Origin of the sequence: Enterococcus sp. DIV1090, assembly GCF_050537975.1 — a bacterium.
In the GTDB taxonomy this organism is placed as follows: Bacteria; Bacillota; Bacilli; order Lactobacillales; family Enterococcaceae; genus Enterococcus; species Enterococcus faecalis.
The window spans coordinates 2638424-2652586 of the sequence record NZ_CP172917.1 but is presented as its reverse complement, the minus strand read 5'-3'; the positions used below and the strand labels follow the sequence as shown (position 1 = coordinate 2652586).

The window sequence follows — 14163 nt, the reverse complement described above, 5'->3', positions numbered from 1 at the left end:
GAATGATCCATTTTTTTGCGTATATTAATGAGGAGGGGATTTTATGGACATCACAGATTTAGTCAGCGTATTGCCCGGTGTTGGCCCAAAACGTGCTGAAAATTTACAAGAACTGGGGATTGCTACAATTGAAGACTTATTGACGTATTATCCCTTCCGCTACGATGATATCCAAGAAAAGGATTTAAGCGAGATTCAGGATCAGGAAAAAGTTACGCTAAAAGGGCTAGTGGTTTCGGAAGCAGTCGTTAGTCGGTACGGTTATAAGAAGAGCCGGTTAACGTTTCGAATGATGCAAGAACATGCGGTCATTAATGTTTCCTTCTTCAATCAACCTTTTTTAAAAGACAAAGTAGTTCTTTCCGAAGAAATTGCTGTTTATGGCAAATGGGACGCCAAGAGAAAATCATTAAATGGCATGAAAATCTTAGCTTCTAAAGGAGACAATGAAGATTTCGCCCCCATTTATCATGTGAATAAAAAAGTCCGCCAAAGCACGTTGGTTCAGTTAATCCGCACTGCTTTTGAAGAGTATGGTTCACTGGTTGAAGAGATTTTACCGAATGATTTATTAGAAAAGTACCGCTTGATGCCTAGAAAAGAAGCAATGTGGGCGATGCATTTTCCCAGTAATCCAGAAGAAAGCCATCAAGCCAAACGGCGAGTAGTCTTTGAAGAGTTTTTCCTTTTCCAACTTAAAATGCAAGGATTGAAGAAACAAGAAAAAGCGGAAAAAAATGGTTTAGCTATTCAATATGACGTGGATCGCTTAAAAACGTTCACCCAAGGACTGCCTTTTGAATTGACAGGCGCCCAAAAAAAAGTGACCAATGAAATTTGTCGAGACTTGCGAAGTCCGAAGCATATGCAACGATTGCTTCAAGGTGACGTGGGGAGTGGGAAAACGGTAGTGGCTGCGATTGCGCTATACGCCACCATGACCGCTGGCTTTCAAGGAGCGTTGATGGTTCCGACTGAAATTTTAGCGCAGCAACACATGGAAAGCTTACAGCAGTTGTTTGATCCATTAGAAGTGCGAACGGCCTTATTAACAGGTTCCACCAAAACGAAAGAACGTCGTCTAATTCTCGAAGAACTGGCCAATGGCGAGATTGACATTGTGGTAGGGACCCATGCTTTGATACAACAAGATGTCAGTTTCCATCAATTAGGTTTGGTAATCACCGATGAGCAACATCGTTTTGGTGTGAATCAGAGAAAAATATTAAGAGAAAAAGGCTTAAAACCAGATGTTCTATTTATGACGGCCACTCCGATTCCTCGAACGCTGGCAATTACAGCCTATGGCGAAATGGATGTATCAATCATTGATGAAATGCCAGCTGGACGGATTCCAATCGAAACACGTTGGATTCGGCCGCCGCAGTTAGATACTGTTTTAGAATGGATGGAAAAAGAACTGGCTCGAGGACATCAAGCCTATATTATTTGTCCCTTGATTGAAGAATCAGAAGCCTTAGATGTGAAAAACGCAACAGAAATTTTTGAACATATGCAAAGCTTTTATTCCCCAAGATATCAAGTGGGATTACTACATGGTAAAATGAAAAATCAAGAAAAAGATGACATTATGCAGGAGTTCAAAGACAATCAGCTACAATTATTGGTTTCTACCACCGTTATTGAAGTTGGCGTGAATGTACCAAATGCCACGGTGATGTTAATTATGGATGCGGACCGGTTTGGGTTAGCACAGTTACATCAGTTACGGGGCCGTGTGGGGCGTGGCTCCAGTGCATCTTATTGTATTTTAGTGGCCAATCCGAAAAATGAAATGGGCGTTGAGCGTATGAAAATCATGACAGAAACCACCAATGGTTTTGTCTTGAGTGAGCGTGATTTGGAACTTCGCGGACCTGGGGAAGTGTTCGGTGCACGGCAATCAGGGGTGCCTCAATTTGCGGTAGGAGATATCGTGACGGACTTTAACATTTTAGAAGTTGCGCGCCAAGAAGCAAGTGCCCTATGGCAAGTGAAAGAATGGTGGCAATATCCTGCTTATCAAGGCTTAGCCAATCGAGTGAAACCCCAAGATGAGGCGGCCCAATTTTTCGATTAGAAGAGGTAATTTTTGAAGCCAGAAAGTAAAAGCCAATGCGTATTTCTTTGAAAAAAATATGTTATACTTGTTAGGAAACAAAAAAGTAGGAGGGAATCACTCATGAAAATTGCTGTAGATGCAATGGGTGGAGATAACGCCCCACAAGCAATTATTGAAGGGGTTATGCTAGCCAAACAAGACTTCCCAGACATTGAATTTCAATTATATGGAAAAGAAGCCGAAATAAAAAAATACATCACCGATGAAAAAAACATTACGATTATTCATACCGATGAAAAAATTGCTAGTGACGATGAGCCAGTGAAGGCAATCCGTCGTAAGAAAACTGCCTCCATGGTTTTAGCAGCGCAAGCAGTTAAAAATGGGGAAGCCGATGCGATTTTTTCTGCAGGCAACACCGGAGCGCTATTAGCAGCGGGTCTGTTCATTGTCGGCCGCATCAAAAATGTGGAACGTCCCGGTTTGATGTCAACTTTACCTGTCATGGGAGAACCAGACAAAGGGTTTGACATGTTAGATTTAGGAGCCAATGCAGACAATAAACCAGAACATTTGGTTCAGTATGCCGTTTTAGGTTCATTCTATGCTGAAAAAGTTCGGAACGTTCAGAATCCTCGTGTCGGTCTATTAAATAACGGAACTGAGGAAACAAAGGGCAGTGAATTAACGAAAAAAGCCTTCGAATTGTTAGCAGCAGATGAAACGATTAATTTTGTCGGAAACGTTGAAGCACGAGAATTATTAAATGGCGTAGCTGACGTGGTGGTGACAGATGGCTTCACAGGGAATGCCGTTTTAAAATCCATCGAAGGCACAGCTATGAACATGATGAGCTTGCTGAAAACAGCGATTCTTTCTGAAGGTGTCAAAGGAAAAATGGGCGCCTTATTATTAAAGAATGCGTTGCGTGGCATGAAAGACGAAATGGACTACTCAAAACATGGGGGAGCGGTTTTATTTGGCTTAAAAGCGCCAGTCATTAAAACGCATGGGGCCACGGGTCCTGATGCCGTCCGCTACACCATTCGTCAAATTCATACAATGTTAGAAACCCAAGTTGTCCCACAATTAGTGGAATATTATGAAGGCAAAGCAGAGTAATTTGCAATTGTCTTGACATCAGTTTGTTACTCAAATGAAAAAAAGATGGACAAATACCCAAATTGTGAGTACAATGTATCTTAGCGTTTTAGTAAAAGAAAGAACCTTTTTTCAAAAGCAGTGGAGGTGAATACAGTTGACTCGTGAAGAAGTACTTCAAAAAGTAGCGAAGATTATCTCAAACCACTTTGATATTGAAGCGGATCAAGTAACAGATCAATTAAACATTAAAGATGATTTGAACGCTGACTCAATTAGCGTAATGGAGTTTGTTTTAGAACTTGAAGATGAATTTGGAACAGAGATTTCAGATGAAGATGCAGAAAAAATTGAAACAGTTGGTGCCGCTGTAGATTATATTGTGAGTAATTCATAAAAAATAATAAGACAAAGTCGATTAACATTCCTGTTAATCGACTTTTTTTGCGTACATAATGGTTATTTTATTAAGCAATAAGGCTATTTTTACACATATTTTTGTAAAAAAAATCATACATGTAAAAAAATAACTGCGAAAAAAGTTATTTTATCTTGCTTTTTATGGAATAATTCTATAAAATTATGAAAAAACAATGAGCTGTAAATTAACATTGATAAAAATTAGAAAGTGCTATCATTAAATATTAGTTAATTTATATAATGTTTTTGAAAGGACGTAAGGGGTGCGTATGGATGCAAGGAAATGAACAATTACTAGAGGTTTCAGGATTAGAAACAGCATTTAGAATCAAAGATGATTATTATAATGCCGTCGATGATGTTTCATTTGAATTGAAGAAAAATGAGATTCTAGCAATCGTCGGAGAATCTGGTTGTGGAAAAAGTACCTTAGCAACAACGATTATGGGCTTACATGATCCCAATCATACCAAAATTACTGGGGAAATTTTATACAACAATTTAAACTTAACTACGTTTAATGAAACATTGTACAACAAAGTCAGAGGAAACGATATTGGGATGATTTTCCAAGATCCGTTGTCTGCACTGAATCCGCTCATGCGAATTGAAGACCAAATTAAAGAAAGTCTCACGTATCATACCAAAATGACCGCACAACAAAAACAAGCACGGGCCATTGAACTGTTAGATCAAGTGGGAATTCCCAACCCAGAGCGTGTCGGGAAACAGTATCCTCATGAATTGTCTGGCGGCATGCGCCAACGGGTGATTATTGCCATTGCAATCGCGTGTAAACCACCGATTTTAATTGCAGATGAACCAACAACGGCCTTAGACGTTACCATTCAGGCACAAATTCTCGATTTGTTAAAAGATTTACAAGAAGAAACAGGGAGCGGCATTATTTTAATTACCCATGACTTAGGTGTAGTTGCGGAAATGGCTGATCGTGTAGCGGTTATGTATGCGGGTCAGTTTGTAGAAGTAGCCACTGCTGAAGAATTGTTTAGTCATCCGAAACATCCATATACACGTTCCTTACTTCAGTCCATTCCCCAAGAGAATTCTGATGAAGAAGAACTTCATGTGATTGAAGGGATTGTTCCTTCGTTAACCAAATTACCTAGAAAAGGTTGTCGGTTTGCCCCACGAATTCCTTGGATTGATGCATCGGAACATGAAGAAAATCCAACATTACATGAAGTTGCACCGAATCATTATGTTCGTTGTACATGTTATAAACATTTTCATTTTAGAGACGGGGAAGGGGAAGCGTAATGACAGAAATTATTCAAATTAAAGATTTAAAAGTTCATTATCCAATTCGCAGCGGCTTCTTCAATCGAATCACTGATCATGTTTTGGCGGTTGATGGTGTGGATTTCATGATTGAACAAGGTAAAACGTATGGGTTAGTTGGTGAATCGGGTTCTGGAAAATCAACGACAGGAAAAGCAATTATTGGTTTAGAAAAAATTACAAATGGTGAAATTATTTATCAAGGACAAGATGTAACCAAGCCGCGAAGTCGAAAAGCGATTGGATACAACAAAGATGTCCAAATGATTTTCCAAGATTCGATGTCAAGTTTAAACCCTAAAAAACGAGTACTAGATATTATCGCCGAACCAATTCGAAATTTTGAACGGTTAAGTGACCAAGAAGAAAAGAAAAAAGTCAAAAGTTTGTTGGACATTGTGGGGATGCCAGAAGATGCGTTGTACAAATATCCTCATGAATTTTCTGGTGGACAACGCCAACGTTTAGGCGTCGCCCGAGCGGTGGCTACCAGCCCCAAATTAATTATTGCAGATGAACCTGTTTCAGCACTGGACTTATCTGTGCAAGCACAGGTATTGAATTTTATGAAGAACATTCAACAGGAATATGGGTTAAGTTACTTATTTATTTCCCATGATTTGGGCGTAGTTAAACATATGTGTGACAACATTGCCATTATGTACAAAGGCCGTTTTGTAGAAATCGGTACACGCCAAGATATTTACACTAATCCACAACACATTTATACCAAACGCTTACTTTCAGCAATTCCTAAAATTGACGTAGCGAACCGAGAAGCTCACAAAGAAGAACGAAGAAGAGTTGAGCAAGAGTATCGGGAAAATCATAAAGACTATTATGATGAAAATGGGCGGGTTTATAACTTACATGCGATTAGTCCAACCCACCAAGTAGCGTTAAAAAATGGAGGTGCTGAATAATGTGGAAAACAATTTTACGCCGTTTGTTATTGATGATTCCGCAAGTGATTATTTTAAGTGTCTTGATTTTCCTGTTGGCTAAAATGATGCCAGGTGATCCGTTTACAGGATTGATTAATCCGAACCAAGACCCGAAAGTGATTGAAGCCATGCGCGAAGCTGCCGGGTTAAATGATCCTTGGTACGAACAATATTTCCGTTGGATTGGCAATGCCTTACATGGAGATTTTGGGCATAGTTTTATCTTTAAGTTACCTGTGTCCACGCTCATTGCTGGTCGGGTGGGGAATACGATTGCATTGGCCGCTGTGTCAGTTATAATCACGTATTTAATCGCCATTCCTTTCGGTTTAATTGCTGGCCGTTACCAAAATTCATGGTTTGACAAAATGGTGGTTATCTACAACTTCTTCAGTTTTGCCGTGCCATTATTCATCTTTGCCTTGATTATGCTCTTTATTTTTGGGTATCGCTTAGACTGGTTCCCAACGAGTGGAACCGTGACTGTTGGTTTGGCTGAGGGAACGTGGCCGTATTATTTAGATAAACTGAAGCATTTAATTTTACCAGGGGTCACTCAAGCGTTGCTAGGGACAGCGGTCACTATTCAATATTTGCGCAGTGAAGTGATTGATGTTAAAAACATGGACTTTGTTCGTACTGCTCGTTCAAAAGGAGTGCCAACGAATAAAATTTTTAATCGACACATTTTTAGAAATGCAGCATTACCAATTGCCTCTCAATTAGGTTATGAAATTACTGCTTTGATTGCCGGATCAGTCGTTATTGAAAAGATTTTTGCTTTCCCAGGAATTGGAAAATTATTTATTGATAGTATCATTCAACGTGACTATTCCGTTATTACCGCTCTCGTGTTGATTTTGGGATTGGCAACCCTTATCGGAACCTTAATTTCTGATATTGTAATGAGTATTGTTGATCCAAGAATTCGAATTCAGTAGAAAAAACACGAAGAAAGGGTGATAAAAATGGAATTGACAGAAGAAAAAAGAGAAGAAGTCTTACAAGAAAGTATTCCACCAATGGGCTTTCGGATGATTGCGCGAGAATTCGTCAAAGAAAAAATGGCGATGTTTTCTTTAATCCTTTTGGTCATTATCTTATTAGCCGTTTTTATCGGTTCGTTAGTGTTAGACCAAAGTGCCGTTATGCATGTAAGTATTTTAGATAAGTATGCGGAACCAGGTACCGTTACAATGAATGGCACCAAGTTCATTTTAGGTGCCGATGAAGGGGGTCGTGATGTTTTAGGACAATTGATTATCGGGGCTAGGAACTCGATTTTAATCGGTTTTGCCATTACGATTATTACGTCTATTATCGGGGTCGGTTTAGGGATTATTTCCGGTTATTATGGAGGCATGATTGATAATATTTTGATGCGTATCGTGGATTTTATTATGATTTTGCCAATTATGTTAATTATTATTGTGTTCGTTTCCGTGATTCCTAAATATAGTATCTGGTCCTTTATTTGGATTATGTGTGCGTTTTATTGGGTTGGAAAAGCGCGGTTGTTCCGCAGTAAAACGTTATCTGAAGGGCGCCGAGATTACGTTAGTGCCTCTAAGACAATGGGAACAAGCGATTTTAAAATTATGTTTCGAGAAATTATGCCGAATTTAAGTTCATTAATTATTACGAACTTAACGATTAATTTCGCGGCCAATATCGGGATCGAAACAACGTTAACTTTCTTAGGCTTCGGGTTACCACAAAGTGTCCCAAGTTTAGGAACCTTAATTGGCTACGCCAGCAGTGGGGATGTATTAGTCAATAAACAATGGGTTTGGTTACCTGCATCAATTCTAATTTTAGTCTTGATGTTAAGTATAAACTATGTTGGACAAGCATTTAAGCGCTCAGCAGATGCACGACAACGATTAGGCTAATTAGCCAAAAAATGAGGGAGGAAAAGAGATGAACAAGAAACGGATTTTAGGTGCAATCACGTTAGCTTCTGTGTTAGTATTCGGGTTAGCTGCATGTGGTGGCGGCAATAAAGGCGGGGGCAATAAAGCAACGGAAACAGAAGACATTTCAAAAATGCCAATCGCTGTTAAAAATGATAAAAAAGCAATTGATGGCGGGACATTAGATGTCGCTGTAGTTATGGATACACAATTCCAAGGACTTTTCCAGCAAGAATTTTATCAAGACAACTATGATGCACAATACATGCTTCCAACGGTACAGCCATTATTTAACAATGATGCAGACTTTAAGATTGTCGATGGGGGTCCTGCGGATCTGAAATTAGATGAAGATGCCAATACAGCAACCATTAAATTACGTGACAATTTGAAATGGTCTGACGGTAAAGATGTGACGGCAGATGACGTGATTTTCTCTTATGAAGTCATTGGTCATAAAGACTATACAGGGATTCGTTATGATGATAACTTTACGAATATTGTTGGTATGGAAGACTACCATGCTGGTAAATCGCCAACCATTTCTGGCATAGAAAAAGTCAATGATAAAGAAGTTAAAATCACTTATAAAGAAGTTCACCCAGGAATGCAACAATTAGGTGGCGGTGTTTGGGGTTCAGTTTTACCAAAACATGCCTTTGAAGGAATTGCTGTCAAAGACATGGAGTCAAGCGATGCAGTTCGTAAAAACCCTGTGACTATTGGACCATACTACATGAGTAATATTGTGACAGGTGAATCTGTTGAATACCTACCAAATGAGTATTACTACGGTGGCAAACCTAAATTAGATAAATTAGTGTTCAAATCTGTTCCTTCTGCGAGCATTGTAGAAGCGATGAAAGCGAAACAATACGATATTGCATTATCAATGCCAACAGATACGTATCCAACATACAAAGATACTGAAGGGTATCAAATCTTAGGACGTCCCGAACAAGCCTACACGTATATTGGCTTTAAAATGGGTACGTTTGACAAAGAAACCAATACAGTGAAATACAATCCAAAAGCTAAAATGGCAGATAAAAGCTTACGTCAAGCCATGGGCTATGCAATTGACAATGATGCAGTCGGCCAAAAATTCTACAACGGCTTACGAACAGGGGCAACAACGTTAATCCCACCAGTCTTCAAGAGCTTGCATGATAGCGAAGCGAAAGGCTATACGCTTGATTTAGACAAAGCGAAAAAATTATTAGACGATGCTGGTTATAAAGACGTAGACGGCGATGGCATTCGCGAAGACAAAGAAGGCAAACCACTAGAAATCAAGTTTGCTTCAATGTCAGGCGGCGAAACTGCACAACCACTTGCTGATTACTATGTCCAACAATGGAAAGAAATTGGCTTAAACGTAACGTATACAACAGGACGCTTAATTGATTTCCAAGCCTTCTATGATAAATTGAAAAATGATGACCCAGAAGTAGATATCTATCAAGGCGCGTGGGGCACAGGTTCAGATCCTTCACCAACCGGCTTATATGGTCCAAACTCAGCCTTTAACTATACACGTTTTGAGTCAGAAGAAAATACTAAATTACTTGATGCGATTGATTCAAAAGCATCATTTGATGAAGAAAAACGTAAAAAAGCCTTCTACGATTGGCAAGAGTATGCCATTGATGAAGCGTTTGTAATCCCAACGCTTTACAGAAATGAAGTCTTGCCTGTCAACGACCGTGTAGTTGACTTTACTTGGGCAGTTGATACGAAAGATAATCCATGGGCAACGGTGGGTGTCACTGCGGAAAAACGTTAAACAACGTTCCGCTGATTTAATAGAGATAGAACGAGGTCGGGACAGAAGTGTTTAACTCCGAGAAATAAGGAGGAGTTGCTTCTGTTCCCGCCGTTTATCAGTTTTTGAGCGTGGCGCAAAAATCCAAAGTGATTTTTGTCCCACGCTCTTTCTATCTCTTACGTAAACAAACGCTTTTATCTCAGTCATAGCTCTATTTATTTATTTTTTTCTAAAAAATAATGAGAACACAGTGAATAACAGGCTTTTTCTGAATAGAACCATTTAAAAAAAGTGAAAAAAAAAGTATAATGAAACAAGGTGTAAATAAATGTAAAGGAATGTGGAGAATGGACAATCAGTTAACAACAGAGTTAAAAGAACGTTACGGCATTGTTTTCCATGATGTCAATCTATTAGAGCAAGCTTTTACTCATTCATCCTATGTGAATGAGCATCGCTATTTAAAATTATCCGATAATGAACGTCTTGAATTTTTAGGAGATGCAGTTTTAGAATTAATTGTTTCACAATATTTGTATTTAAAATTCCCAGAACTTCCAGAAGGAAAATTAACGAAGATGCGCGCAGCCATCGTTCGGGAAGATAGTTTAGCCAAATTTGCGAAAGAATGTCACTTCGACAACTACATTTTATTAGGTAAAGGAGAAGAAGCATCGGGCGGACGAACACGTGCATCATTATTATGTGACTTATTTGAAGCCTTTTTAGGTGCCCTCTACTTAGACCAAAAATTTGGCGCAGCCAAGAAATTTATTGAAGACGTTATTTTTCCGAAAATTGATGCCGGTGCTTTTTCACATGAGATGGATCACAAAACACAATTACAAGAAGTTTTACAACGCAAAGGCGATGTTTCAATTGAATATCGCTTAATTAAAGAAGAAGGCCCTGCTCATGACCGCACCTTTTTCACTGAAGTTTACATGAATGGTGAACTCATTGGGTTAGGCCAAGGAAAATCGAAGAAGTTAGCTGAACAGGATGCCGCTGAGCGGGCACTGAAAAGTATTCCTCAGTAAGGCTGGAAGGAGCAATATTCGTGTATTTAAAACGAATTGAAATTACAGGATTTAAATCATTTGCAGATAAAACCATTATTGAATTTGAAGATGATGTGACAGCAGTGGTTGGTCCGAATGGAAGTGGGAAAAGTAATATCACGGAAGCTGTTCGCTGGGTATTAGGTGAACAATCTGCGAAAAACCTTCGCGGTGGCAAAATGAACGACATTATCTTTGCCGGTTCGGAAGGTCGTAAGCCGCTAAATATTGCGGAAGTTACCGTGACGTTAGACAACAGCGACCATTATTTAGCATTGGATTATAGTGAGATTAGTGTCACCCGTCGTTTAAAACGAACGGGCGAAAGTGACTTTTTTATTAATAAACAAGCGTGCCGTTTAAAAGACATTCAAGATTTATTTATGGATTCAGGGTTAGGCAAAGAATCTTTTTCAATTATTTCACAAGGGAAAGTTGAAGCGATTTTTAATAGTAAACCTGAAGACCGTCGTGGGATCTTTGAAGAAGCAGCGGGCGTTTTAAAATACAAACAACGGAAGAAAAAGGCTGAACAAAAGCTTTTCGAAACTGAGGACAACTTAAGCCGTGTCCAAGATATCATTTACGAGTTGGAAGACCAATTAGTTCCTCTAGCCGCCCAAGCAGATGCGGCTAAAAAGTATTTAGCTTTGAAAGAAGAACTTACCGAAATTGATGTCAATTTAACTGTGACCGAAATTCAAGAAGCAAAAGCTATTTGGGAAACGAAAACGCAAGAATTAACAGCCATTGAAGAAAAGTTAGCCGGCGCAAGTAAGCAAGTCCATGACTTAGAAGGCAAATTGGTACGTTTACGCAGCAAGCGCAATCGTTTAGATGAACAAATTGAAACGGAACAACAACAATTATTACAAGTGACAGAAGCGTTGAAACAAGCAGAAGGACAAAAAAATGTTTTAATTGAACGTTCCAAACACACCTCCCAAACGGCAAGCGAATACGAAGAGACATTGGCAGAAACGGCCGAAAAAATTGTTCGTTATCGAGAAGAATTGCAGACGCTGGAAACAGCAATCGCAGAAAAAACGGCACAACGTCAGACGTTAAAAGAAGCATTGGCTTTGGCAACGAAAGATGTGGAAAAATATAGTAAGTCTTCTAAAGAATTGATGGAGGAATTGCGCAGCCAGTATGTGGAAGTCATGCAAGAACAAGCCAATACAGCCAATGACTTAAAATATTTAGAACGACAATATCAACAAGAAACAGCTAAAAATCAACAATCGCTAGCAAAACACGAAGCGCTAGAAGAACAGATGGTTGAAGCTCTCGCAATGAAAGAGACGCTAGAAAAAGAGCAAAAAGTTGCAAAACAAGGCTTACAAGAACAGCTGGAAGAATACACTGCGTTGAAAGCAACGCTTGAAGCCAAACGTGAACGATTAGCACAGCGTCAAAATGATATGTACCAAGCGATGAATCAAGTGCAACAAGCGAAGGCACGCCAAAAAAGTTTGCAAGAAATTCAAGAAAATTACGCTGGCTTCTATCAAGGCGTGAAAGCTGTATTGCGTCACAAAAACCAACTAACTGGGATTGTTGGCGCAGTGGCTGAGTTAATTGAAGTGCCTAAAGAATATACGTTGGCGATTGAAACGGCCTTAGGTGGTGCGGCGCAACATATTGTTGTGGAAAATGAGAAAGATGGTCGAGCAGGCATCACCTTCTTAAAACAACAACACAGTGGCCGAGCAACCTTTTTACCATTGACTACCATTAAGCCGCGCTCTGTATCGGCGATGGTTCAGAATCGTTTGGCTGGTGCACCGGGCTTCGTGGGGATTGCCAGTGAATTAGTTCGTTATCCAGAACAAGTACAAACCGTTATTCAAAATCTCTTAGGCGTCACGATTTTAGCGGCAGATTTAACGAGTGCCAACCAGTTAGCAAAATTAGTCAATTACCAATATCGCGTTGTCTCATTGGAAGGCGATGTGATGAATCCTGGCGGTTCGATGACTGGGGGAGCCAATAAACGTGGCAACCAAGGAAGCCTATTTTCACAAGCGCAAGAACTTCAAACAATTACTGAACAAATGACTCAATTAGAAACACAACTAAGAAGTGTAGAACAAGAAGTCCAAGCGCTCTCGCAAGAAGTGAAAACAGCCACGGAACGTGCAGAAATGTTGCGCTCTGCTGGTGAACAAAATCGTTTAAAACAACAAGAAATTGACAATAAATTAGCCAATCAAACAGAAACGATTACTCGTTTAACAAAAGAAAAACGCTTGTTTGAATATGAATCACGTGAATTGCATCAATTCTTAACCGAATATCAAACGAAAAAAGCCACATTGACAGAGCAACAAGCAAACTTAACGGCAACGAAAGAACGTTTAGATGCTGAAATGAAACAAGTGGAACAAGAAGCTAGCCAAATGGAAACCTTTAAAGCCCAAGCGCAAGAACGCTTGACGACAGTTCAAGCAGAACAAGCAGTAGCGGCGGAACAATGTGCCCATTTTGCTCGTCAAAAACAAGACAAACAAGAACAATTGGACGAATTGTTGATTCGAGAAACGGCCATCCGTCAACAGCTACAACAATTAAGTAGCCATTCTAGCGATCACCAGTTAACCGAAGAAGGCTTAGCGGCACAAGTCGCGCAATTAGCGGAGAAACAAACAGCGTTGCAAACGTCTTTACAAACGGCACGTAGTCAACGACAAGCGTTGCAAGAAGAAGTAGACGAGTTAGATACAAAATTAGCGGAAGAAAACAAACGCCAACAACAGTATTTAGCAGATAAAACACAAATCGAAGTCCTAAAAAATCGTGCAGAAATGCAATTAGATAGCTCATTAAGTTACTTACAGGAAGAATACAGCTTAACCTTTGAAGCTGCCTATGAAGCGTATTTCCCAATCGATGATTTGGCGCAAGCGCAGCAAACAGTGAAACGCCTAAAACAAGAAATTGAGCGGTTAGGACCTGTTAACTTAAGTGCCATCGAGCAATTTGAACAAGTCGATGAGCGCCATCAATTTTTAGTCAGTCAACGAGATGATTTATTAAATGCGAAAGAACAATTATTTGAAACCATGGATGAAATGGACCAAGAAGTGAAAGAACGGTTTAAAGAAGTCTTTGAAGCAATTCGTGGCCAGTTCAAAGTGGTATTTCCTAATATGTTTGGTGGCGGACGGGCAGAACTGGTGCTAACCAACCCAGAGGATCTCTTGAATACAGGGATTGAGATTGAGGCGCAACCACCAGGGAAAAAATTACAACATTTAAGCTTGTTGTCTGGAGGCGAACGAGCATTAACGGCGATTGCATTACTCTTTTCAATTATTCGTGTTCGACCAGTTCCGTTCTGTATTTTAGATGAAGTAGAAGCAGCTTTAGATGAAGCCAACGTTGCTCGTTTTGGCCATTATTTAAGCGAATTTGAAGATGGCACACAGTTTATTGTGGTGACGCATCGTAAAGGGACAATGGAAGCCGCAGATGTTTTATATGGCGTGACTATGCAAGAATCTGGGGTTTCAAAAATCGTTTCAGTTCGCTTGGAAGAGGTCAAAGAAGGTGGCGCAATTGAAAAAAGCAATTAGCCAGAAGCAAGGAG

Annotated in this window: 10 protein-coding genes; all 10 read left to right on the top strand. The window is 39.7% G+C overall.

The annotated features are described in order from the left end of the window. The first annotated feature begins 43 nt into the window (after positions 1-43). The 10 genes from recG (at position 44) to smc (ending at position 14149) form a co-directional block, all read left to right on the top strand. The gene (recG, locus tag IGL48_RS12905) at positions 44-2080 is read left to right on the top strand and encodes an ATP-dependent DNA helicase RecG (RefSeq protein ID WP_002359051.1); all 2037 of its coding nucleotides are present in this window, start codon (positions 44-46) and stop codon (positions 2078-2080) included. 102 nt (positions 2081-2182) lie between these two features. Beyond that, positions 2183-3184 (top strand): phosphate acyltransferase PlsX, encoded by a 1002-nt coding sequence (plsX, locus tag IGL48_RS12900; protein ID WP_048949517.1) that lies wholly within the window; start codon positions 2183-2185, stop codon positions 3182-3184. 136 nt (positions 3185-3320) lie between these two features. Next, positions 3321-3560: an acyl carrier protein gene (acpP, locus tag IGL48_RS12895; RefSeq protein ID WP_002354939.1), complete on the top strand. Its 240-nt coding sequence runs from the start codon at positions 3321-3323 to the stop codon at positions 3558-3560. Between the two features lie 263 nt (positions 3561-3823). Continuing rightward, entirely contained in the window at positions 3824-4864 is a 1041-nt protein-coding gene (opp2D, locus tag IGL48_RS12890) for an oligopeptide ABC transporter ATP-binding protein Opp2D (RefSeq protein WP_002367425.1), read from the top strand. After that, positions 4864-5808 (top strand): oligopeptide ABC transporter ATP-binding protein Opp2F, encoded by a 945-nt coding sequence (opp2F, locus tag IGL48_RS12885; protein ID WP_002354942.1) that lies wholly within the window; start codon positions 4864-4866, stop codon positions 5806-5808. Before opp2D ends, opp2F begins: the two co-directional genes overlap by 1 nt. Further along, positions 5808-6770 carry an oligopeptide ABC transporter permease Opp2B gene (gene opp2B / locus IGL48_RS12880; RefSeq protein WP_002354943.1) on the top strand — a complete coding sequence of 321 codons (963 nt, stop codon included), beginning with the start codon at positions 5808-5810 and terminating at the stop codon, positions 6768-6770. The genes opp2F and opp2B overlap by 1 nt, the downstream gene beginning before the upstream one ends. Before the next feature lie 27 nt (positions 6771-6797). After that, entirely contained in the window at positions 6798-7721 is a 924-nt protein-coding gene (opp2C, locus tag IGL48_RS12875; protein ID WP_002365358.1) for an oligopeptide ABC transporter permease Opp2C, read from the top strand. Between the two features lie 28 nt (positions 7722-7749). Further along, the gene (opp2A, locus tag IGL48_RS12870; RefSeq protein WP_002395965.1) at positions 7750-9528 is read left to right on the top strand and encodes an oligopeptide ABC transporter substrate-binding protein Opp2A; all 1779 of its coding nucleotides are present in this window, start codon (positions 7750-7752) and stop codon (positions 9526-9528) included. Positions 9529-9857: 329 nt separating this feature from the next. Then, positions 9858-10550, top strand: a complete 693-nt coding sequence (gene rnc, locus IGL48_RS12865) for a ribonuclease III (protein ID WP_010777995.1) — start codon at positions 9858-9860, stop codon at positions 10548-10550. Positions 10551-10570: 20 nt separating this feature from the next. Next, the gene (gene smc / locus IGL48_RS12860; RefSeq protein WP_002361019.1) at positions 10571-14149 is read left to right on the top strand and encodes a chromosome segregation protein SMC; all 3579 of its coding nucleotides are present in this window, start codon (positions 10571-10573) and stop codon (positions 14147-14149) included. The last annotated feature ends 14 nt before the right edge of the window (positions 14150-14163 follow it).